The following is a 21582-nucleotide window of genomic DNA, read 5'->3' as shown; positions in this document are numbered from 1 at the left end:
GGCTTAGACCTTGGCCGGTGCGGTCCAGCCGATCCGGGCAAGCGTGCCGAGAAGGGTCGAACGCGGCACCTTGAAGGTCCGGCAGACGGACGCCTTGCTGGCCCCGCCATCCAGCGCGGCGGTGATCCGCTCGAGCGTTTCGGCGTCGATCATCGGCGGGCGGCCACCTTGGCGTCCCCGGCGTTTGGCAGCAGCCAGTCCCGCCATCACCCGTTCGCGCGTGAGCGCACGCTCATATTGTGCCAATGCACCGAACAGCGAGAACAGCAATTCGCCGTGCGGCGTGGTCGTATCCATCTGCTCGGTCAGCGACCGGAACGCGATGCCGCGCGCCTTCAGATCGGTGACGATCGTCAGCAGGTGCGGCAGCGAGCGTCCGAGCCGGTCGAGCTTCCACACGATCAGTGTGTCGCCCGCGTTCAGATAGTCGAGGCAGGCTTTCAGGCCTGGTCGGTCGTCGCGCGCGCCGGATGCCTTGTCGGTATGGAGATGCCGATGATCGACCCCGGTTGCGACGAGCGCGTCCCGCTGGAGATCGACCGTTTGGCGGTCATCGGTCGTTGACACCCGCATATATCCGACCAGCATGTACGACAAACCCTCGAAAGCATGTTTTCGAACACCCTATCAAAGCGACAGGGTTTGTCGATCGTTATGGGCTGAGGCGGGTATGGTTCGGCAAAAGCGCAGGTCCGGAGCGTCGCCTATCACCTGTTTGCCGTCACGCGTCTGCTGTCCGTATGGACGCAAGTAGAAGGCACGCTGATGCCGCAAGAAGCACCAGGTCCTTCAACAGGAACTGTCCGGTTCCGGCCGAAATCGCCGGGAACCCGCCAGCGGTCGGCTCGGCGACGCCAGGCGTGCTCAGGAAAAACGTCAGTGTCACGGCATAAGTCAGGCATGACATCGCCGCGCCGAGAGCGGAGGCCGTCTTGTTGAAAGCACCGATAATCAGCGCAGCGGCCGTCGCGAGCTCGACGGTGCCTATAAAATAGCTTCCACCCTGCACCCCAAAAACGGCCGGAATCCAGCTCATGATCGGACTGTTCTTCATCAATGGCGCGATGCCCATCGCTTCATAGCTCGTGAATTTCATGCAACCGAACCAGAGAAAGATGACCACCAGCGCCCAGCGCAGCAACGCGAGAGACCCGCGAGAGCCGGTCGTCTTTTCAGCTATGTGTAATGTCGAAAACATGGTGCCTCGCTTTCATCATGGCGCATGACCTGCCTTCATGCTTAGACAGGCGTGATATATGCGCTGCGCATACACTATACGCCGTCAATGAATGAGGCAACCCTTTGAACGTACTCTCGGACCGGCTCGTCAATCTGTTCGGCGCCCTCGCAGTGGGCATCACCGATCGAATTAAGAAGGCGGCATTCGACCCGACGATACCCGGCGGTGGCGAAACCACCGCGGCGATCGTCGTCATCGGTCACGCGACCGGTCTTTCGATCGACGAATTAGGACGGGTGCTAGGCTTGTCCCACGCGGGGACGGTGCGGCTTGTCGATCGATTGGTTGCAGCCGGGTTCGCCGTTCGATCCAAAGCGCTACGGGACCGTCGTGCAGTAGCGCTGATGCTCACTGAGGCAGGCGAGACTCGCCTATCTGCGATCCTGCAACGAAGAAACGAGACTTTATCCGAAATCCTTAGCCATGTCTCGAATGCTGACCGCCTCGTGCTGGAACGTATTGCCGAGACAATACTTGCGCAGATGTCTGACGACGCTGTCTCGGCGCTGACGATATGCCGGCTCTGCGACGAGAGGCGATGCTACAACTGTCCGATGGATGCCTTTGGAATGCTGGAGTCGTCGACGCATAGAGTCGACCCATAAGTGCGCGCAGAGACGCTTAGCGTATATCTGTGCCCGTTCTATGTCCTGACCCCTGTTCGGGACGAGCGGTTGCCGACGCGCACGATCGTGGTCACCACCTTTGCCCGGCCAGGATATCTCACCCGTGCGAGGGCGGTCGGGGTGCGTGGCTACCTGCTCAAGGACACGCCCGCCGATCAACTTGCCGCAGCGATACGCACCGTGGCCACCGGCGGACAGGTCATTCGCGCCGATCTCGCCGCAGCAACATGGGAGGCGGGCGACGATCCCCTGACCGACCGGGAGCGCGACGCGCTGCGCCTTGCCGAGCAGGGGCTGTCCAACAAGGAAATTGCCCGCCGCCTCGTTCTATCACCCGGGACGGTTCGCAATTATCTATCCGATGCTGCGGCAAAACTCGGTGCGGCCAATCGTATCGAAGCAGGCCGGGTCGCTCGGAACAATGGCTGGCTGTGATCGCCCGCTCAGGCTCAATGCGTCGGCGGATTAACAATGTGCGTCCATCTCACCGATCGTGCGCTGCGTCTCACGGAATGCGCGTCGGGCGATCCTATCCGTCTCAAACAATGTGCCCCGGAAACCGCTCTTTATTGCGCGTTCAGCCGGGCATCATTGCAGGCCGCTACAGCTACGCCTCGACCTGCTCATCCTCGATGAGTTGGGCTACCTGCCCTTCAGCCCATCAGGCGGCGCCATGCTCTTCCATCTGCTCAGCAAGCTGTACGAGCGCACCAGCGTCGTCATCACCACCAACCTGAGCTTCAGCGAATGGTCCGGCGTGTTCGGCGATGCCAAGATGACAACCGCGCTGCTCGATCGGCTTACCCACCACTGCCACATCCTGGAGACCGGAAACGATAGCTTCCGCTTCCGCGCCAGCACCGCTGCGCCCAAAACCAGAAAGGAGAAGCCAGCATCTTGAACCTGCCGGTCATCGGCAGCACATAACCCATACGCACCCGGGTCACTTCTCAATGGAAACCCCGGGTCACTTCTCAGTGGCAATCAACACCACCTCCGGCCTGGCTCGGGATGGCGGCCGCGAAACGCCTGAGGATGTGGCCCGGGAGGTAATCGAGGCGATGGCGCAGGATCACCTCGAGGTCGTGCGCGGCGGTCCGGACCGCATCGAGACGGTGAAGCGCAATCGCGCTGATCCGGCCGCGGTGGATGATGCGATGCGCCCGATGAAGGCGTCGATCGAAGCGGCCGCGCGCGACCACTCGGCGCTGTGACGATGGCGGGGCTGGCATGCGACCTTTGGTTGCGCGCCGGTCCTGATGGGAGCAAGGACTGAGGCTCGCCTTCGGCCCCGCGTGGCCATCCGGTTGAACGCGATAGGTGTGGTCGAGGTGCTAGGTACGGATATTCTTGCACTTATCGCCATGTCCGCCGTCGCCAGCGCGGTCGGCGGCATGTTGGGCATGGCGAGCGGCATCTTCCTCGTGCCGATCCTGCTGATGTTCGGGCATCTGCCGATCCGGACAGCGATCGGTCTCAGCCTGGTGTCGGTCATCGTCTGCTCCTGCGCCAGCGCGCCCGCCTTCCTGCGCGCACGGCTGATCAATGTGCGGCTCGCGATCGTGCTGGAGGTCGCGACGACGGCCGGGGCGCTGGCGGGCGTCGTGGCATCGGGACTGTTCTCAGCCCGATTGCTGTCGCTCCTGTTCGCACTCGTGATGCTGCTGTCGGCCTGGCAGATGGTGCGCCCGCGCACCGTCAGAATGGCCATGGCAGGCAACCCGGCCGCCTTCGCCCGCAGGCTCGACGGTATTGACCCTGATCCTGCCCCGGACGGCACCCCTTATCGGATCGATCGCTTGCCGCTCGCCATGGGGATGATGTTCGGTGCGGGCATGTTGTCAGCGCTGCTCGGCATCGGCAGCGGTGTGCTCAAGATCCCCGCCATGGACAGCGCGCTGCGACTGCCGATCAAGGTCTCCTCCGCGACGTCGAACTTCATGATCGGCGTCACGGCCGCGGCCGGTGCCATCGCCTACTTCCTGACCGGCGCCCTCGATCTCACGCGCGCGGCACCGATCTGCCTGGGATCGGTCGCGGGGTCGATCGCCGGCGCGCGGGCGCTGAAAGCGTTGCGCCCCGATCGCCTGCGCGTGATGTTCGTCGTGATCCTCCTCGTGCTCGCCGTGCAGATGGCGCTGGCCGCGGCCGGAACCTCGTTCCTTACGTTGGGCGGCGGGTGAGCATGGGATCGTCAGAGCGTCCGATCTCGCTCCTTCTCACGGTCGGAACGGGCGTGGCCACGCTTCTGGTGGCGGTCGGCCTCGTCTTGCCTCCGGGCTTGCACGCCGGCGCGGTTCTCAATCTGGTCGGCGTCGGCCTGTTCATTGCGTTACCCGTCGGGCGGGTTCTGCTGATGCTGGTGCTGTTCGTCCGGCAGCGGGATACCTTGCTAACGGCCGCGGCGATGGCGGTGCTGCTGATTATCGTCGTGGGCAGCTCGGCGGCGATGATGCTCGATCGCTGAGCGGGGCGTGAGGCCGTTCCTGGACGCCCTCGTCATTGCATGGCGGCGAGAAGATCGTCGACGCGCGCCGTCGCGAAGGCGGTGAAGCTGTCGGCCACGCCATAGGGGATCAGCAGCTCGCGACCGTGGACCATCGAGCCGCAGCTATAAACGACGTTCGGGACAAAGCCGTCGCGCTCGTCGGGACTGGGCTGTAGGATAGGCTCGGGCGTCCGAGCGAGCACGCGTGAGGGATCGTCGCGATCGAGCAGGCAGGCGCCCACCGCGTAGTTGCGCACGGGCCCAACGCCGTGGGTGAATACCAGCCAGCCCTCCTCGATCTCGAGGGGCGAGCCGCAATTACCCATCTGGACCGTCTCCCAAGGGTAGCGCGGCTCGATCAGCTTGGCGCCGCCATTCCAGGTAAAGGGATCGTCGGAGAAGAGCAGCCAGATGCTCTCGCTATCCTGTCGGCCGAGCATGGCGTAGCGGCCGCCGACCCGGCGCGGGAACAGCGCCATGCCTTTGGCCGCCGTCGCGTCGCCAGCGAGCTGGCGCATTTCCCATGAGCGGAAGTCTGTCCCGACCAGCATCTCGGAGCGCGCGGTCATTCCGTCGAACGCGGTGTAGGTGCCGTAATATGTGACCTCGCCATCGGCCTCGACGAAGCGGACCAGCCGAACATCCTCGATGCCCTGGCGCTGGCTGGGGAGTACGGGGAAGAGCACCGTCTCCGAGACGACGTGGCTACCCCCACAATGCAGTTCGAGCCTCGCCGGGCCTGCCCGGACCGCCTCGTTGTCGACGATCGGCGGCTGGGTCGTGCGGCCGACCGGATCAATCTCGAGCCCGCTTCCTGGCGTCCATAGGCCGGTGCGGAAGCTGACCGAGGAGACATGGCCTTCGCCGATGCCTCGGAGCGACATGACGAAGCGCAGACTACCGTCCGGCACGCCGGCTTGGTCGGGGTGAAGCACGGCGCTCGGATTGAAGAGCGCGGCCGCCTCGAACGCATATTCCTCGGTGAACGAGGCGGCGAGGAGATGCTGCCGGGATTCGTCGAGCGGTGAAACGCCGTTGAGCATCGGGAGCAGCTCGGCGAAGCGACGCCGAAACGTCGCTTTCACATCGCGATGGCGGCCGTCCATGGACGCGAGGACGCTGCGCAGCGTCGCGGCGACCTGGGCGTCGTCGTAGCCGATGATGCGTTCGGCGATCACGCGCAGGCGCGAGCGGCCCTCCCCGTCATGCCCGGCGGGATAGCCGGGTGCGAACGGGCGAACCACCGTTCGCGACGGGTCGGGCTTCAGCATCGCATCATGATGGTGGAGGAGCACCAGGTCCCCAGAGGGGCGCCAGCCCATGAGAAGCCAGCCGAGATCCGTGAGCCGCATCGATCGCTCCTTGGGAAAAGGCTCAGGCGCGATCGGCAGGCGCGAAGCGCATCGCGACGCCGTTCATGCAGTAGCGCAGGCCCGTGGGCTTCGGGCCGTCGTTGAACACATGGCCGAGATGCCCGTCACAGCGCGCGCAGCGCACTTCGGTGCGCTCCATGAACAGGCTGGTGTCGCTCTTCGTGACGATCGCATCGGGGAGATGCGTCCAGAAGCTCGGCCAACCGGTGCCGCTGTCGAACTTGGTCCGAGCGGCGAACAGCGGCAGCGCGCAGCCAGCGCAAAGGAAGGTGCCGGTGCGATGCTCTGCGTTGAGCGGACTGGAGAATGGGCGCTCGGTCGCAGCCTGCCGGAGCACGGCATAGGCTTGCGGCGACAGGCGCCGGCGCCACTCCGCGTCGGTGAGGCGTAAGGGGCGCGGCGCTGCCGCGAACGCCGGCAAGGCCGCGCCTGCCATGGCGGCGCCGGCGAGCGCGAGGGCGCTGGTGGTGAGAAAGGCTCGGCGATCGGATGTCTGGGTCATGCCCCTCCTACGCTCGATCGCGAATGGCGGTTACGCGTAACCTGTCGGCCCCACGCTGCGTATGTCCGGGTAGCAAAAGGAGTTTTCCGGCTATGCGTTCAGTTTCCTATCTCGGCTTCGGCGGTGTCGTGGCGGTTGCAATGATCGCGGCATCCTCGGCCGTCGGTGCGTCCGCCGAGACGTTCGTCAATGCGCCTCAGCCGCGGGTCACGACGCCGGCCGCAGGCAAGACCGAGACCGCGATCTTCGCGGGCGGCTGCTTCTGGGGCGTCGAGGGCGTCTTCGACCATGTGAAGGGCGTTGTGTCTGCGACGTCCGGCTATGCCGGCGGCACCACCGGTTCGCCCAGCTACGAGCAGGTGTCGACCGGCACGACCGGGCACGCAGAGGCGGTTCGGGTCGTGTTCGACCCTGCCAAAGTCAGCTATGCCGAGCTGCTGCGCATCTATTTTTCGGTGGTCGCCGATCCGACGATGCTGAATGCGCAGGGGCCTGACCACGGCACGCAGTACCGGACCGCGCTGTTTCCGCAGTCGGCTGGCCAGGAGCGGGTCGCGCGGGCCTATCTCCAGCAGCTCACGGCGGCGCACACCTTCGCCCGCCCGATCGTCACCCGGATCGAACATACGAGCCGCTTCTATCCGGCTGAGGGCTATCACCAGAACTTCATGGCGAAGAACCCGACTTATCCGTATATCGTCATCAACGACGCGCCGAAGGTGGACGCGCTGCGCCGTATGATGCCGAACCTCTATCGCTCGTGAGCTCGTGAGCGGTGTGCTGCCCGATGATACGGAAAAATCGGTAGATTTGTAACCGATCGCGAGCGACCGCCGTAAGACCGGAATGAGGATGGCCACGAGCGAAGCTGAGCTCAAAGCGCTGATGATCGGCAGCCTGAACGGCGATGCGCTGGCGCATGGCCTGTTGCTGCGCGCGCTCGTGCCCCTTCTCCAAACATTCTACCGTCGCCGCATGGCTGATGCCGACGTCGACGATCTCGTACAGGACACCTTGATCGCCGTGCATACCCGCCGCGAGACATTCGACAGGGAGCGCCCCTTCACTGCGTGGCTCTATGCGATCGCGCGCTATCGGGCGATCGACCACTACCGGCGCCGTCGGCAGACGGTGGCGATCGAGGACGTAGAGTCCATTCTGGTGGCTGAAGGCTTTGAAGATGCCACCAACGCCCGCATGGACGTCGACAATCTCCTCCAGACGCTCTCCCCCAAGCAGGCCCGCGCGATCCGCGACACGCATGTCGACGGCAAGAGCGTTGCGGAGGCCGCTGCCGGCGCCGGAATCGGAGAGTCGGACGTGAAGGTCTCGGTGCACCGCGGCCTGAAGGCGCTCAGCGCCCGGATCAAAGGCTCATCACGATGAACACCGAACAGCTCATCCAGTCGCTCAGCCGGGACGTACGCCGCGTACCGCGTCACGCCGTTGTGAAGCGGATCGGCTTGGGCATCGCAGTCGGTTGCTTCGCTGCCATGCTGCTGGTCACGGTGACGCTCGGCATCCGTCCGGACCTGCGCATCGCGATGCACGGCTTCTCCTTTTGGATGAAATGGAACTACACGATGTCGCTCGGACTGGGCGCGATCTACGGGATCACGCGGCTAGCGCGGCCCGCGCCCGGATCGCTCAGTGGTCTGTGGTTTCTCGCGGCACCGGTGTTGGTCCTGGCAGGTATCGGGGTTGGCGAGCTCGCCCGCACGCCCTCATCGCACTGGCTGGCGATGTGGCTCGGCCGGAGCTGGATGGTGTGCCCATGGTTTGTACTGGCGCTGGCGGCGCCAATCTTCGCCGGACTGCTCTGGTCGTTCCGGAAGCTTGCGCCAACGCACCTGCGGGCCGCTGGCGCGGTTGCCGGTCTCGGCGCGGGCGCCTGGGCCGCGACGATCTACTGCCTGCATTGCCCGGAGGTGTCGGCAATCTTCGTGCTCACCTGGTACAGTCTGGGGATCTTACTGGCAGCAGGGATTGGGGCGCTACTGGGCCCACGACTGCTACGCTGGTAGCCGCAGCTCACGGTCGCCGGTGCCGATTGCGTGGGCGACCTTGCCGATCGACAGCCCGGCGACGCCGCGAGGCAAGCCGGGCTGTCGCGAGTAAGGTTTTGCCCGGAGTTTAGCTCTGGAGCTGACGGTCCGTTGAATTCCCAACCTAAGTTGGTCTTCGCTACCTCAGCACCTCGTTGAACTCGATCACGTTGAGATCGGGGTCGCGGATGAAGCATGTGATGCGCCGATCATGCCCGAGCCTGATCGGTCCTTCGCTGATCCAGATTCCCTCCTGCTCAAGCCATCGGACGAGCTCGTCCATGCTGTCGATGACGAACGCTGCGTGCGTGTAACCGGGCCGCTTCACGGCAACGTCGAGCAGGACGTTGCCTTCACCGGCGGGTTCGCCGTTGTAGATGAGATGGATGCGCAGGCCGGTCGGATGCACCAGGCCGAGTGCCGAGACTTCAGGTGCATCCTCGTCAGGATCGGGGACAAAGCCCAGCTTGGCGTAGAAACGCTCCGCGACCTCAAGATTGGAGACGCGGATGCCGATATGGGGTCGGCTCCGGCTGAGGGCGAAATGACACTCTCTCATGACTGCCATCCGAAACGCTGGTCGAGTTTACTCCTTCGCCGGCTGCAAGACCAGCGGTTACATTGACCTTGGCGGGTGTGCCGCGGGCGCCTGATCGACGACGATTGATCATGCTCTCATCCGCGGGTTGGTTACCGCACTACCCGTATCCGTCGCTGGGCCTATCCTCTGTCTAAGCACGGGCATCGGATGAACCTGCCCCTTGGTGTACCGAGGATTGCCCATCACAGTCGGGTGCCCGCGGCACGCCGGCCAAGGCTATGCAAATGGTCCGCTGGCGCCTCCTCTCGTGATTGTTACAAGTGGATCAGCCAGCCACAGCTGGTGACACGCGACGTGCAATGTCCCAAGCATAGCCGACCAGTTCACGCGCGATCGCAGTGGTCACCTTCGGCTGCGGTTTGCCGGTGGCTGCCAGGCGACGGTAGCGCTGACACAGGCGAACCTGTGCTTTCCATCCGATCGCCTGGATTTCGTCTGGTAAATCAGCAACGCGCTCACGATAACGGCGCTCCTCGCGGGCAGGAAGACGATACGACCATCCTGCTTCGACCAGCATGGTTCGGGCATGTCCATTACCCGCGCGGGTAATCCAGCCGCGCTTGGTACGAGCGCCGCTGGAATGCTCGGAGGGCACCAGGCCGACATAGGCCATCAACTGTTTTGGGTTGTCGAAGCGAGTGAGATCACCGACCTCGGCGACCAGCGTAGCGGCGACGATCAGCCTAATGCCGCGCAAGGCCTGGAGATTGTGGACCAGCGCTCCGAAATGCCAGGCTTGCATTGCTTCGCCCAGCGCGGCCTCGAGGCGACCGACCCGTGCCTGAGCCTCCAGCACCCGCTTTTGCATTTCCTCAAAGGCCAGCTGCTGGTGCGGGAAGTCGAAGCGCTGTTCCGATAACCACCGCCAGTACATCTTCGTCCAGGCCGTCTTGCCGCCAAAACGACGATCGTGGCGGAGCAGGAAACTTCGCACTGCCTGCCGCGCCTCGGTAGCATTTTCCTGAGCGCTTCGCCGGGCCCGGATCAGGTCGCGCACCGCCTCGTGGGCTTCGTCCGGCACCCAGATCGCGGTGAGCTCGCCGGCACGCAGCAGCCGCGCCAACGTCATCGCATCACGCCGGTCGGTTTTTACGTGATCCCCCGGCCGTCTCGGCATCATTGAGGGGGCGATAACGATACAAGCCTGTCCCAGTTTCGTCAGAAGCCGGTGCAAACCATAGCCGCAAGGGCCAGCCTCATAGCAGACGCTCAAAGTTACATCCGGCGCCGCCAGTCGCTTGACCAGCCTTCTGACTGCGTCGTCCTCATTGACGATTGTGCCTACAAAGCGCACCTCGCCTCCGCGTTCTCCATCAGCGACTGCGACCGCGATGGTTTCCTTGTGCACGTCCAAACCGACATATTTCACTGCCTGTGTCATGACTCGCCTCCGTTGCTCACCAATCCAACGTCAGCATCTCAGATTTGAGCCCTTGAGGCTCCGGCAGTCATTGGGTCTAAGCCGAAAGAGCATGGTTGGAGAAAGTGCGAAGCCGTTTCACGCGATGCATGCCTGATTGCAGCAGCGGTTATGAACTATCGGTCTTCCTGTCGCCGCCCCATCGCTGAAGCCGCTGAAGTGAACCAAGCAGCTCGTCAGTTGCTCGATCCCCGCTTTCGTTTATGCCCAAGAGCTTTGCTGCCGCTTCGCGTGCAAAAACGTCATCTGGATCATCGTGGAGCATGGTTTTGAGGAAACCCAACGCACGTCGATCGCGGCGACGACCAAGACCAATGATTGCCTCATAGCGAACGTCAGGATCAGCGTCGCAGAGTTGATTCTTTAGCGCGTGTCGGATGGCATCTGAGTCAGCGTCGCTTTGCTGACCAATCCCGAAAGTTGCCCAATTTCGCACCTCGGGATCGCGATCTGTCATCAACGATAGCAGAGTGGTCTGCGCTTCGACGCTATCAACAGCTCCTAATGCAAACGCGACTGCATACCGGATGTTGTCCCAGCTGTGGTGCGCAAAGGGGATGATGTACGGGGCAGCACGTGACCGATCTATATGATGAAGTGCAAAGATGGCATCAAACACCACCTGCTGGTCATCATCCGCGAGCAGGCGGAGGACGGCCGCAAAGCACTGATCAGGAAATGTACGATCTGGAATGCCGATCTGCCCGAGAATGTCGGCAGCCCGTCCGCGTTCTTTAGGATCACGTGAGCAGGCCAGGGCAAGTGCCCGGTCCAGCACATCCTTCGATCCGCGCCAATGTAGTGCAGCCACAGCGTCCCATGCTGCATCATTGTCACCTTCAAATGCAGCATTGAATAGCTCGGGTATGGAGCGATTATCGTCTGCCGGGCTGGTCATGCTATTACCTCGATCTCGGGAGACCTGTCCGCCTTCGACCGCCCAACGATCGCGGTGACGGTGTTCTTGCTGAGGCCGAGGTCGCGCGCGATCCAGCGATAGCTGCGCCCCTCGGCGACGAGCGCCAGCACCCTGGGGGCGAGCCGGTCGGACTTGGGGCGGTCGCCGGTCTGCCGCCCGAGCTTGCGGCCGCGCGCGCGAGCTGCGGCGAGGCCGGAGCGAACCCGTTCGCTCAGCATGTCGCGCTCGAACTGCGCGATGCCGGCAAGCATCGTCGCCATCATCCGCCCGTGCGGGGTGTCGACCTCGAACGTCATGCCGCTCATGGCGACGACCGACACCCGCCAACCCGACAGCCGGTTGAGCGTATCGAGCAGGTCCTGCGTCGAGCGCCCCCAGCGGCTGAGTTCGGTGACGAGGATCGCATCGATGTGCCGCGCCTGCGCCAGCTTCATCACCTCAGTGCGCGCCGAGCGGTTGGCCTTCATGCCCGAGGCAGTTTCGCGAAACACCTCGACCACCTCATAACCGCCGCGTTCGGCGAAACCGGCAAGGTCGCGCAACTGCCGCTCGCACGACTGGTCGGCGGTCGAGACCCGGGCGTAGATGGCAGCGCGTTGTCCCAATTGAACCTTCCCGAAATCCGGCCCCGAAAACCCTTGATTTGCGTGGAGTCAGTGTTGTCCAAAACAGACTTCTGTTCAATCGGGACACTGTGCCATGCCGCGCCGCCATATCCTGAGCGCCCGGCAGCGGTCGGTGCTGCTCGACCTGCCGACCGACGAGGCATCGCTGCTGCGGCACTACATCCTGGCCGACGACGACCTGGTCCATATCGACCGGCGACGCCGGCCGGAGAACAGGATCGGCTTCGCGCTGCAACTGTGTGCGCTGCGTTATCCCGGCCGGATGTTGGTACCGGGTGAGGTCATCCCGCTGGCGGTGTCGGCCTTCCTCGGCGCCCAGCTCGGCATCACCGGCGACACGCTCGCCCGCTATGCCGTCCGCCGACAGACCCGCCAGCAGCACATGGAGGTGTTGCGACGGACCTACGGCTACAGATCGTTCCCCGGTCAGGGCGCACCGGCACGCGCGTTTCGCGACTGGCTGCTTGGCCAAGCCGAACAGGCGCGCTCGAATGACGATCTCGCCCGGCGCTTCATCGCCCGCTGCCGCGACACCATGACCATCCTGCCGGCGATCACCACCATCGAGCGACTGTGCGCCGACGCGCTGGTCGCGACCGAGCGCAATATCGAGAAGCGGATTGCCGCGCGCCTCGATCGCGTCGCCTGCACCCGGCTCGATCGGTTGACGACCGAGATGCTGCCAGGCGCGATCAGCCGCTTCATCTGGCTGCGCCGGATCGAGCCGGGCAACAATTCCGCCGCGGCGAACCGGCTGCTCGACCGGTTGGAGTTTCTCCGCGCGATGAACCTCGGCGCTGACCTGCTCGCTGGCGTCCCGCCGCACCGCGTCGCCCGGCTGCGCCGGCAGGGCGAACGCTATTTCGCCGATGGCCTGCGCGATCTGAACGCCGACCGGCGCCGCGCCATCCTCGCGGTCTGCGTCGTCGAATGGGCTGCCGCGACCGCCGATGCGGTGATCGAGACGCATGACCGCATCGTCGGCCGAACCTGGCGCGAGGCGAAGCAACTCCACGATGCCCGCACCGCGGAAACCAGAAGCGCGGTCACCGCGACGCTGGACGGGTTCGCCGCGATCGGCCGGTCGTTGCTGGACGCACATGGTTATGGTGCGTCGCTGGAGGATGCGGTCGCGCGCGTGGCGGGCTGGGACCGGCTCGACTACCTTGTCGCGACAGCCACGACGCTGACCGACACGCTGAGCGACGATCCGCTGGCGCATGTCGATCAGGGATATCACCGCTTCCGCCGCTATGCGCCGCGCATGCTACGCTGCCTTGACCTCGCAGCCGCACCGGTCGCCCGCCCCCTGCTCGACGCGGTGAAGGCCATCGCCGCCAAAGGCGAACTGCCGGTGACCGACGATTTCCTGCGCCCGCATTCCAAGTGGCGGCGTCAGTTGCGGGTGAAGGGCAGTGACGATGCGCGTCTCCGCGAGGTCGCGGTGATGTTCCACCTGCGCGACGCGCTGCGCTCAGGCGACATCTGGCTCGACCGCTCGCATCGCTACGGCGACCTGCGCCATGTCCTCGTGCCCATGGCGGTCGCACGCAGCATGAAGCTGGCGGTCCCGCCCGACCCGCATGTCTGGCTGGCCGACCGCAAGGCGCGGCTTGCCGATGCCCTCGCCCGCCTCGGTCGCGCCGCGCGCAACGGCACAATCCCCCACGGCGGCATCGAGGACGGGATGCTGCGCATCGACCGTCTTACCGCCGATCCGCCGGACGGGATCGATGAACTGGTGCTCGATCTGTACCGTCGCCTGCCGCCTGTCCGCATCACCGACCTGCTGCTCGAAGTCGATGCCGCGCTCGGCTTCACCGATGCCTTCACCCATCTGCGCACCGGCATACCGTGCAGCGACCGGATCGGCCTGCTCAACGTTTTGCTCGCAGAGGGGCTGAACCTCGGCCTGCGCAAGATGGCCGAGGCGTGCAACACCCATGATTACTGGCAGCTCTCCCGCCTCGCGCGCTGGCATGTCGAGAGCGAGGCGATCGACCAGGCGCTGGCGACCGTGGTCGCCGCGCAGGGCGACCTGCCGATGGCGCGGGTGTGGGGTATGGGCACCACCGCGTCGGCCGACGGCCAGTTCTACCCCGCTGCGCGGCAGGGCGAGGCGATGAACACGGTCAATGCCCGCTACGGCAACGACCCCGGCATCAAGGCCTATACCCATGTCAACGACCGCTTCGCGCCGTTCGCATCACAGCCTATCCCCGCGACCGTCAGCGAGGCACCCTATCTGCTCGACGGGCTGACGATGAACGAGGCCGGGCGGCGGATCGAGGAGCAGTACGCCGACACCGGCGGGTTCACCGACCATCTGTTCGGGATCAGCGCGATGCTCGGCTATCGCCTCGTACTTCGCATCCGCGACCTGCCGTCCAAGCGGCTGTACGTCTTCGACCCTGCCGCCACGCCGACTGAACTGCGCCCGCTGGTGGGCGGCAAGGCGCGCGAGGCGCTGGTCGTCGCCAACTGGCCCGACCTGTTCCGCTGTGCCGCCACCATGAGTGCCGGGCAGGTCGCGCCGAGCCGCATCCTGCGCAAGCTCGCCGCCTATCCGCGCCAGAATGACCTGGCCACAGCCCTGCGCGAGGTGGGTCGGATCGAGCGCACGCTGTTCATCATCGAATGGATTCTCGACACCGGGATGCAGCGCCGCGCGCAGGTCGGACTCAACAAGGGCGAGGCGCATCATGCGCTGAAAAACGCCCTGCGCATCGGCCGCCAGGGCGAAATCCGTGACCGCACCACCGAGGGCCAGCACTACCGGATCGCCGGCCTCAACCTGCTCACCGCCATCATCGTCTACTGGAACACCCTGCATCTTGGTCATGCTGTCGAGGCACGGCGACGCGAAGGGCTGGAGACGCCGGACCATCTTCTCGCCCACGTCTCTCCGCTCGGATGGGCGCACATCCTCCTCACCGGCGAATACCTCTGGCCGAAAGACGCCGACGCTTAGACCCAATGACTGCCGGAGCCTCAAGGGCTCAAATCTGAGATGCTGACGTTGGATTGGTGAGCAACGGAGGCGAGTCATGACACAGGCAGTGAAATATGTCGGTTTGGACGTGCACAAGGAAACCATCGCGGTCGCAGTCGCTGATGGAGAACGCGGAGGCGAGGTGCGCTTTGTAGGCACAATCGTCAATGAGGACGACGCAGTCAGAAGGCTGGTCAAGCGACTGGCGGCGCCGGATGTAACTTTGAGCGTCTGCTATGAGGCTGGCCCTTGCGGCTATGGTTTGCACCGGCTTCTGACGAAACTGGGACAGGCTTGTATCGTTATCGCCCCCTCAATGATGCCGAGACGGCCGGGGGATCACGTAAAAACCGACCGGCGTGATGCGATGACGTTGGCGCGGCTGCTGCGTGCCGGCGAGCTCACCGCGATCTGGGTGCCGGACGAAGCCCACGAGGCGGTGCGCGACCTGATCCGGGCCCGGCGAAGCGCTCAGGAAAATGCTACCGAGGCGCGGCAGGCAGTGCGAAGTTTCCTGCTCCGCCACGATCGTCGTTTTGGCGGCAAGACGGCCTGGACGAAGATGTACTGGCGGTGGTTATCGGAACAGCGCTTCGACTTCCCGCACCAGCAGCTGGCCTTTGAGGAAATGCAAAAGCGGGTGCTGGAGGCTCAGGCACGGGTCGGTCGCCTCGAGGCCGCGCTGGGCGAAGCAATGCAAGCCTGGCATTTCGGAGCGCTGGTCCACAATCTCCAGGCCTTGCGCGGCATTAGGCTGATCGTCGCCGCTACGCTGGTCGCCGAGGTCGGTGATCTCACTCGCTTCGACAACCCAAAACAGTTGATGGCCTATGTCGGCCTGGTGCCCTCCGAGCATTCCAGCGGCGCTCGTACCAAGCGCGGCTGGATTACCCGCGCGGGTAATGGACATGCCCGAACCATGCTGGTCGAAGCAGGATGGTCGTATCGTCTTCCTGCCCGCGAGGAGCGCCGTTATCGTGAGCGCGTTGCTGATTTACCAGACGAAATCCAGGCGATCGGATGGAAAGCACAGGTTCGCCTGTGTCAGCGCTACCGTCGCCTGGCAGCCACCGGCAAACCGCAGCCGAAGGTGACCACTGCGATCGCGCGTGAACTGGTCGGCTATGCTTGGGACATTGCACGTCGCGTGTCACCAGCTGTGGCTGGCTGATCCACTTGTAACAATCACGAGAGGAGGCGCCAGCGGACCATTTGCATAGCCTTGGCCGGCGTGCCGCGGGCACCCGACTGTGATGGGCAATCCTCGGTACACCAAGGGGCAGGTTCATCCGATGCCCGTGCTTAGACAGAGGATAGGCCCAGCGACGGATACGGGTAGTGCGGTAACCAACCCGCGGATGAGAGCATGATCAATCGTCGTCGATCAGGCGCCCGCGGCACACCCGCCAAGGTCAATGTAACCGCTGGTCTTGCAGCCGGCGAAGGAGTAAACTCGACCAGCGTTTCGGATGGCAGTCATGAGAGGGTGTCATTTCGCCCTCAGCCGGAACCGACCCCGATATGGTCGAGTCGTAGGTTGTCGAAGTTCATGGGACCGGTCCTGATGCTGTCGGGGGTCGAGGCTCAGAGGATCGCCTCGAGCCCCGCCGCGGTTCGACGGAACGGGACGAAGCCGGGCAGGGTCTCAATCCGGCGCAGCCAACTGCCCACGGCGGTATAGACTGACGTGTTTACGTTCCCCTCGGGCGCGCGCTCGATATAGCTGTAGAGCGCGACATCGGCGATCGTTGGCTCGTCCGTGCCGGCGATCCAGCGGTTCCACTCCAAGACCTGGTCGATGACGCCGAGTGCATCATGGGCACGGCCGATCACCTCCAGAGGATCGAAGGGAGCATTGAACACGGTGATGAGGCGAGCGGCGCAGGCGCCATAAGCGATCTTTCCGGCCGCGACCGATAGCCAGCGTTGAACCTTGGCCTCCTCGATCGGATCGGTCGGAAGCCAGTGGGAAGGACCGATTTTCCTCGCGATGTAGACGAGAATAGCGTTTGAATCCGGAATGATGACCCCATCATCATCGAGGATGGGGATCTCGCCAAAGGCGTTGAGCGCGAGGAACTCGGGCGTCTTGTGCTGCTGCGCGGCCAGATCGACCTCGACCAGCTCGTGGTTGACCCCGGCCAACGACAGAAACAGGTGAGCGCGGTGCGCGTGCCCCGACAGCGGGTGGTAATAGAGCTTCATTCAAAGTCTCCTGGGGGAGCGTGTCTCAGCGCCCGCGGAGCGTGCGCGCGAGAAAGGCACGTATCGAGGCGCGGGTCTTATCCGGCTGCATCTTGCTCTCGGCCTCAGATTGCCGCAAACCACTGGTAATCGGCCGAATCCTCCCAGTAGCCGCCCTTGCCCGCGCCGATCCTGGCGAGGCTGTCGACCGCCTCGACGCGCATGACGTATTTGGCCTGCTTGTAGCCGAGCTGGCGCTCGACCCTGAGGCGCAGCGGCGCGCCGTGGCCGACGCTCAGAAGCTGGTCGTTCATGCCCCAGGCGAGAATCGTCTGGGGGTGGTAGGCGTCGATCAGGTCGATGCTCTCGTAATAGGGGGCGCCGTCGAAATCATCGGCACAGTGGAACACGACATAGCGGGCGGACGGCAGCACGCCGGCTGCGTCGAGCGCCAGCTTGAGCGGCAGACCGGTCCATTTGCCGATCGCGCTCCAACCCTCGACACAATCGTGGCGGGTGATCTGCGTGCGGGCGGGCATCGCCCTGATTTGCGCCAGCGAGAGTTTCTGTGGACGCCGGACCAGGCCGTCGAGCTCCAGACGCCAATCCGCAAACCTAGCGGCGGCGTGAGCCTGATAGGCGTCGCTCGCCGGCATGGTGTTGCCGTTGGTGCGGAACACCGGCGACATATCAGAGGCGGCGAACTCGCGAGCTAGCGCGGTGCGGTCGGTGACGAGCCGCTGCGCGCGCATGGTCAGGCCTTCCCCGAGGCCGAGCACGTCCTGCACCTTGGGCGAGGCCGCGATCCGGTCGCAGCCGGAGAGCAGAAGACCGCCCGCGCCGGCGCCGAGCGAGCCGATGAGGCGACGTCGTGTCAGCAGCGTCATTGGTCGCGCTCCTTAGGTAGGCGATACCAGCCGGTGATGATCGAACGCAGCTCGTTGATAGGGCCGGCGAGGAGCACCATCAGCAGGTGGACGACGATGAAGCCGGCGAGCAGCGCCGCGCAGATGAAGTGGATCGAGCGCGCCGACTGACGGCCGCCGAACAGGTCCAGCAGCCACGGCCAAGCCGCGTCGATCCCGGGTGACATGGTGAGCCCGGTCAGCACCATGATGGGCAGCAGGCCGAAGATCACGCCGACATAGCTCAGCTTCTGGAGCACGTTGTAGCGCCGCGCCGCCTCGCCCGTGTGGAAGCGCAGACGCGCATGGTCCTTGACGTCCTGCCACAGGCTGCGTGGCCTGAGTTCCTCCGCGGTCGGCGCGAGATCGCGCTGGACGTGCCGTGAGATGAAGCCCCAGAGCCAGAACAGCAGGCCCGGCACCACGAGGAGCCAGGCGAAGAAGAAGTGCCACTGGCGCGCCGCGGCAAGGTTGTAGCCCGACGGGATCGTCACGAGCGGCGGAAAGGCACGCTCCTCGCCGCCGGCAAGCCCCAGCACGCCGGTGGTGGGAATGGTGACGGGGCCGACGCGCAGGTAGCCGCGCTCGCCGTCGCTGCCGATCTCCAGCCACGGCGTTTCATGGTTCGCGCCGTACTGGCCCCAGTAGAGGTGGGGATGCGCGTTGAAGATCATCATCCCGCTCATCAGCAGCACGATCACAGCGAGCGCATTAAGCCAGTGCCAGGCGCGGACGGGGCGGCGCTGGCGATAGATGAGGTCACCACCTACGCGGAGGCGGTCAATCGGTTGGGTAGCCATCGGGTCGCTCCGAAGGGGAGGGGCGTCGGCATAGGCACGACGCCCCCGAACGCCGATCAGTGGCCGGCGCTCATCATCGCATCGCCGTGCTTCATCTTGTCGGCATGCGCCTTCTTCGCCTTGCCGCGCTTCATCGCGCCATCGTTCTTCATCGCGCCGGTCGACGTCTTGCCCGAGGCCATATGGTCCTGAGCGGCCATCTGGTCGTGTGACGCCATCTTGTCGTGGGAGGCCATCTTGTCATGCGAGGCCATCGCGTCTTGGGCGAAGGCCGGCGCCGCGGCGCCAATCGCGAGGGCGGACAGGGCGATCATCATTGTCTTGCGCATGGGATAATCCTTGAATGGGTGAGCGTCGGGACGACCGAACCGCGGCGACGCTTCCGGCGGTTCGGTAGACGCGACCTGGCACCCGTTCGGGGGTTGGGGGCTGCAGCGGGCGGCAGGCCGCGTCTTATTGCCCATCCGCAGCTCCCGCCCGGTCGGTTACATCGGGTCAGGATTTTGTAACGGCGCCACTGCTGTAACCGCCGCGCCGAGCCCTCCGTAGGTCCTTGGGCTGGCATCGGCCCGGCGGGCGCTCATCGTCCAACTCGGCCGCGCACGCATCGTTGAACGAACACGAGGATCGCGACATGCACGACATGGGTAAGCTCAAGAACCTGAAAAAGCTCGACGCGGGCGCTCCCGACGCGATGAAGGCGTTCTGGGAGTTTGATAAGGCCGTGTTCAAGGAGGGCGAGATCTCCGCCCTCAACAAGCAGCTCATGGCGGTGGCAGTCGCGCTCACGACGCAGTGCGCCTACTGTATCGAGATCCACACCAAGCAAGCGCGCGAAGCCGGCGCCACCGACGCACAACTTGCGGAAGCGACGACCGTTGCCGCGGCGATCCGAGCTGGCGGGGCGATGACCCACGGAACGCACCTCTTCTGAGCCGATCCGGCGGCATCGACACGAAATGGGCCGGCCCGCTTTGACGGACCGGCCCATGGTCGCACCAGCGACACGAGAACCCTAACCGGCGGGGCGGGCGACGGGCCGCGAGTTCATCCCGCTTGCAACCGTATCGCCACGCTTGGCCCTGAGACGCGCATCCACCGAAAGGGGGCCGGCTCCGCCGATGCACAGTGCGATCAAGCCGGCGATGTAGAGCAGATCGGTCTCGTAGCCCGGCTGACCGAAATGCGCACCGCTCGCGTCATAGGACATCAGCTTGATCGAGCTGAAGCCGTTCGGCAGGTGGACGGTGAAGATCGCGACCAGCAGCACCACTATCATCGGCACCGTGATGAGCGGCACCAGTGCGCCGACGATGATCATCAGACCATCGTCGGTAACGACCGGCAGCAGCTTAACGCAGCGATCGCAAGAGCCCGGCGCTCGGGCGGTCCGCAAATCACGCTGGCGGGCGGTAGGATCTCGATCGGGGCGGCAGGCAGCACCAAGCCGTCGACGGTATGGCTCGTTCGGTACGACCCCCGCGTCAACAACGTGCCGATCCGCGCCGGCGAGAATGGCGGACGCACGCTGCCCCATCGCAACATCGTTCGCCAGCTTCAGGCGGTCGGCACCTGGTCGGGCAAGGTCGCCAGCTTCCCCGTGCCGGCCAGCCCCAGCCCGGTCTACCGCACGGCCGTTCTCGTCCAGGCCGGCAAAGGCGGTCCGATCGTGGCGGCCGCGAGGCTGTGAGTTCCCTCGGCGTTATGTAGGCGGGTCGGACCATGTGGATGCAGTCGCGTCAAACGGGCTGCATTCGGGACGAAGTCGAACGCCGTGACCTAAGGAGCCTCACATATGGAACTCTGGTATGCGCCAACCTCGCCCTTCGCGCGAAAGGTGCGCGTAGCGGCGCACGAGCTCGGCCTTTCGGGCGAACTGACGCTGGTGCAGGTCAACCCATGGACCGAGGAACGTTTGCGGACGATCAATCCGCTCTCCAAGGTGCCGACGCTCGTGCTCGAGGACGGGACCGTGCTCTTCGAGTCCACTGTCATCTGCGAATACCTGGACACTCTAGGCGGGCGACACCTCTACCCCGCCGACGGGCCTGAACGATGGCGAACGCTCCTGCTTCAAGGGATGGCTGACGGAGCGATGACCGCGATGGGACGGCTCTTCGCCGAAGAGCGCAACTCGCCGGATCGGCCCCCAACCGCGATGCAGGAACGTTTTCACGCCGCACGCGAGGCTACCCTGGACCGGCTGGAAAGTGAGCGGCTGCGGGCCGATCCGCTGATCGGAGAGATCGGGGTCGCAGTCTTCCTCGGCTACCTCGACTTTCGCTGGCCCGATCGCGATTGGCGAAGCGGAAGACCCACGCTCACGCGATGGTTCGAACGCTTCGAGGAACGCCCATCGATGACGAGCACGAAACATAGCCTTCTTCAGGGTTCTATGTAGATCGTTCACACCACCTGGCTGGGTCTGATGGTGAGACTTAGCTAGATGACGTACGATTCTGAGGTGTGCCACGTGGCACACCTTTGCGTCTCATTCTGGCGGGATCGTCAGCGCCTCTTGGCACCGCAGCCGTCTTGAGCAATCAACGCTCATCAAGGCGGAGCAAGTGAGACGTGACAAGCATTCGGATTCTACACCGCGATCCCGCCGGCAAGGTGTTCGATGGCGGCGTCGAATTTGGCCTCGAACAGTTCGCCGGCCAGGTGCCGATGGTCGGCGACACGATCCTCGATCCCGGCGTGCTGCAGGGGCAGGACCGGCACATGCCGCAAAACCGGTCGATCTGGACCGTGGTTGGCCGGGTGTTCAATCCTCGCGATCGGGAAGACACGGTGGCGTTGATCGTCGAGTCTCGCGACGGCAACCTCGCCGACGAAGCCTTCGCCTGAATAGGAAGGCG

Annotated in this window: 27 protein-coding genes and 1 pseudogene; 15 read left to right on the top strand and 13 right to left on the bottom strand. The window is 64.5% G+C overall.

Going from position 1 to position 21582, the window contains the following annotated elements; all coding sequences use genetic code 11:
- Positions 1-3: 3 nt before the first annotated feature.
- A complete protein-coding gene (locus VHN57_RS25080) occupies positions 4-588 on the bottom strand; it encodes a recombinase family protein (RefSeq protein ID WP_010339849.1) in 585 nt (194 codons plus the stop codon).
- Between the two features lie 133 nt (positions 589-721).
- Positions 722-1198 carry a YkgB family protein gene (locus tag VHN57_RS25075; protein WP_010339850.1) on the bottom strand — a complete coding sequence of 159 codons (477 nt, stop codon included), beginning with the start codon at positions 1196-1198 and terminating at the stop codon, positions 722-724.
- A gap of 104 nt (positions 1199-1302) precedes the next feature.
- On the opposite strand from VHN57_RS25075, the gene VHN57_RS25070 reads away from it, so the two are divergent.
- From VHN57_RS25070 to VHN57_RS25045, 6 genes and pseudogenes are all read left to right on the top strand, one after another.
- Positions 1303-1845, top strand: coding sequence for a MarR family winged helix-turn-helix transcriptional regulator (locus VHN57_RS25070; RefSeq protein WP_010339851.1), 543 nt, complete (start codon positions 1303-1305; stop codon positions 1843-1845).
- Positions 1846-1914: 69 nt separating this feature from the next.
- On the top strand, positions 1915-2301 hold the full coding sequence (locus VHN57_RS25065) for a LuxR C-terminal-related transcriptional regulator (RefSeq protein ID WP_423286244.1): 387 nt from the start codon (positions 1915-1917) through the stop codon (positions 2299-2301).
- Positions 2302-2473: 172 nt separating this feature from the next.
- Positions 2474-2767, top strand: a pseudogene (locus VHN57_RS25060) (ATP-binding protein); the annotation flags it as partial.
- Between the two features lie 76 nt (positions 2768-2843).
- Entirely contained in the window at positions 2844-3080 is a 237-nt protein-coding gene (locus tag VHN57_RS25055; protein WP_423286241.1) for a hypothetical protein, read from the top strand.
- 150 nt (positions 3081-3230) lie between these two features.
- Positions 3231-4049: a sulfite exporter TauE/SafE family protein gene (locus VHN57_RS25050; RefSeq protein WP_206434228.1), complete on the top strand. Its 819-nt coding sequence runs from the start codon at positions 3231-3233 to the stop codon at positions 4047-4049.
- A 53-nt stretch (positions 4050-4102) separates the two neighbouring features.
- The gene (locus VHN57_RS25045) at positions 4103-4333 is read left to right on the top strand and encodes a DUF1634 domain-containing protein (protein WP_206434227.1); all 231 of its coding nucleotides are present in this window, start codon (positions 4103-4105) and stop codon (positions 4331-4333) included.
- Positions 4334-4365: 32 nt separating this feature from the next.
- Here the strand turns inward: VHN57_RS25045 and VHN57_RS25040 are convergent, their stop codons facing one another.
- Positions 4366-5706, bottom strand: a complete 1341-nt coding sequence (locus VHN57_RS25040; protein WP_125990240.1) for a glycoside hydrolase family 130 protein — start codon at positions 5704-5706, stop codon at positions 4366-4368.
- A 22-nt stretch (positions 5707-5728) separates the two neighbouring features.
- Complete coding sequence (gene msrB / locus VHN57_RS25035) at positions 5729-6229, bottom strand: peptide-methionine (R)-S-oxide reductase MsrB (RefSeq protein ID WP_125990238.1); 501 nt, start codon at positions 6227-6229, stop codon at positions 5729-5731.
- 92 nt (positions 6230-6321) lie between these two features.
- Between msrB and msrA the strand changes: the two genes are divergently transcribed.
- From msrA to VHN57_RS25020, 3 genes are all read left to right on the top strand, one after another.
- Entirely contained in the window at positions 6322-6993 is a 672-nt protein-coding gene (gene msrA / locus VHN57_RS25030; RefSeq protein ID WP_125990236.1) for a peptide-methionine (S)-S-oxide reductase MsrA, read from the top strand.
- 88 nt (positions 6994-7081) lie between these two features.
- On the top strand, positions 7082-7615 hold the full coding sequence (locus VHN57_RS25025; protein WP_125990020.1) for a sigma-70 family RNA polymerase sigma factor: 534 nt from the start codon (positions 7082-7084) through the stop codon (positions 7613-7615).
- A complete protein-coding gene (locus tag VHN57_RS25020; protein WP_125990022.1) occupies positions 7612-8253 on the top strand; it encodes a DUF1109 domain-containing protein in 642 nt (213 codons plus the stop codon). Before VHN57_RS25025 ends, VHN57_RS25020 begins: the two co-directional genes overlap by 4 nt.
- Before the next feature lie 160 nt (positions 8254-8413).
- Here VHN57_RS25020 and VHN57_RS25015 read toward each other — a convergent pair whose 3' ends face one another.
- From VHN57_RS25015 to VHN57_RS25000, 4 genes are all read right to left on the bottom strand, one after another.
- Positions 8414-8833, bottom strand: coding sequence for a VOC family protein (locus VHN57_RS25015; RefSeq protein ID WP_423286233.1), 420 nt, complete (start codon positions 8831-8833; stop codon positions 8414-8416).
- A 307-nt stretch (positions 8834-9140) separates the two neighbouring features.
- Entirely contained in the window at positions 9141-10256 is a 1116-nt protein-coding gene (locus VHN57_RS25010) for an IS110 family RNA-guided transposase (protein ID WP_423286228.1), read from the bottom strand.
- A 148-nt stretch (positions 10257-10404) separates the two neighbouring features.
- Positions 10405-11193 (bottom strand): HEAT repeat domain-containing protein, encoded by a 789-nt coding sequence (locus tag VHN57_RS25005; protein ID WP_267224365.1) that lies wholly within the window; start codon positions 11191-11193, stop codon positions 10405-10407.
- Positions 11190-11819 carry a recombinase family protein gene (locus tag VHN57_RS25000; RefSeq protein ID WP_147037438.1) on the bottom strand — a complete coding sequence of 210 codons (630 nt, stop codon included), beginning with the start codon at positions 11817-11819 and terminating at the stop codon, positions 11190-11192. The genes VHN57_RS25005 and VHN57_RS25000 overlap by 4 nt, the downstream gene beginning before the upstream one ends.
- Positions 11820-11913: 94 nt before the next feature.
- On the opposite strand from VHN57_RS25000, the gene VHN57_RS24995 reads away from it, so the two are divergent.
- Both VHN57_RS24995 and VHN57_RS24990 read left to right on the top strand, forming a co-directional pair.
- Complete coding sequence (locus tag VHN57_RS24995; RefSeq protein WP_288936969.1) at positions 11914-14811, top strand: Tn3 family transposase; 2898 nt, start codon at positions 11914-11916, stop codon at positions 14809-14811.
- A gap of 76 nt (positions 14812-14887) precedes the next feature.
- The gene (locus VHN57_RS24990) at positions 14888-16003 is read left to right on the top strand and encodes an IS110 family RNA-guided transposase (protein ID WP_423286228.1); all 1116 of its coding nucleotides are present in this window, start codon (positions 14888-14890) and stop codon (positions 16001-16003) included.
- A gap of 413 nt (positions 16004-16416) precedes the next feature.
- On the opposite strand, the gene VHN57_RS24985 is transcribed toward VHN57_RS24990, so the two are convergent.
- The 4 genes from VHN57_RS24985 to VHN57_RS24970 all read right to left on the bottom strand — a co-directional run bounded on the left by VHN57_RS24985 (position 16417) and on the right by VHN57_RS24970 (position 19038).
- Positions 16417-17037, bottom strand: a complete 621-nt coding sequence (locus VHN57_RS24985; protein ID WP_125990026.1) for a glutathione S-transferase family protein — start codon at positions 17035-17037, stop codon at positions 16417-16419.
- Positions 17038-17141: 104 nt separating this feature from the next.
- Positions 17142-17903 (bottom strand): molybdopterin-binding protein, encoded by a 762-nt coding sequence (locus VHN57_RS24980; RefSeq protein ID WP_125990028.1) that lies wholly within the window; start codon positions 17901-17903, stop codon positions 17142-17144.
- Positions 17900-18721 (bottom strand): cytochrome b/b6 domain-containing protein, encoded by an 822-nt coding sequence (locus tag VHN57_RS24975; protein WP_125990030.1) that lies wholly within the window; start codon positions 18719-18721, stop codon positions 17900-17902. Before VHN57_RS24975 ends, VHN57_RS24980 begins: the two co-directional genes overlap by 4 nt.
- Positions 18722-18777: 56 nt before the next feature.
- Positions 18778-19038 carry a pentapeptide MXKDX repeat protein gene (locus tag VHN57_RS24970; RefSeq protein ID WP_125990032.1) on the bottom strand — a complete coding sequence of 87 codons (261 nt, stop codon included), beginning with the start codon at positions 19036-19038 and terminating at the stop codon, positions 18778-18780.
- 317 nt (positions 19039-19355) lie between these two features.
- Between VHN57_RS24970 and VHN57_RS24965 the strand changes: the two genes are divergently transcribed.
- Positions 19356-19655, top strand: a complete 300-nt coding sequence (locus VHN57_RS24965) for a carboxymuconolactone decarboxylase family protein (protein ID WP_125990034.1) — start codon at positions 19356-19358, stop codon at positions 19653-19655.
- An 81-nt stretch (positions 19656-19736) separates the two neighbouring features.
- On the opposite strand, the gene VHN57_RS24960 is transcribed toward VHN57_RS24965, so the two are convergent.
- Positions 19737-20042: a DoxX family protein gene (locus VHN57_RS24960; RefSeq protein WP_267224405.1), complete on the bottom strand. Its 306-nt coding sequence runs from the start codon at positions 20040-20042 to the stop codon at positions 19737-19739.
- Between VHN57_RS24960 and VHN57_RS24955 the strand changes: the two genes are divergently transcribed.
- The 3 genes from VHN57_RS24955 to VHN57_RS24945 all read left to right on the top strand — a co-directional run bounded on the left by VHN57_RS24955 (position 19962) and on the right by VHN57_RS24945 (position 21571).
- A complete protein-coding gene (locus VHN57_RS24955) occupies positions 19962-20411 on the top strand; it encodes a DUF1223 domain-containing protein (RefSeq protein WP_267224354.1) in 450 nt (149 codons plus the stop codon). The genes VHN57_RS24960 and VHN57_RS24955 overlap by 81 nt on opposite strands.
- Positions 20412-20516: 105 nt before the next feature.
- The gene (locus VHN57_RS24950) at positions 20517-21122 is read left to right on the top strand and encodes a glutathione S-transferase family protein (protein ID WP_125990041.1); all 606 of its coding nucleotides are present in this window, start codon (positions 20517-20519) and stop codon (positions 21120-21122) included.
- A gap of 173 nt (positions 21123-21295) precedes the next feature.
- Positions 21296-21571 (top strand): hypothetical protein, encoded by a 276-nt coding sequence (locus VHN57_RS24945; RefSeq protein WP_125990043.1) that lies wholly within the window; start codon positions 21296-21298, stop codon positions 21569-21571.
- Positions 21572-21582: the final 11 nt, after the last annotated feature.

Source organism: Sphingobium salicis subsp. salicis (genome assembly GCF_049472635.1).
Classification (GTDB): Bacteria; Pseudomonadota; Alphaproteobacteria; order Sphingomonadales; family Sphingomonadaceae; genus Sphingobium; species Sphingobium yanoikuyae_A.
Note: the sequence above shows the minus strand (reverse complement) of the source record. Positions and strands in the feature narration are given on the sequence as shown.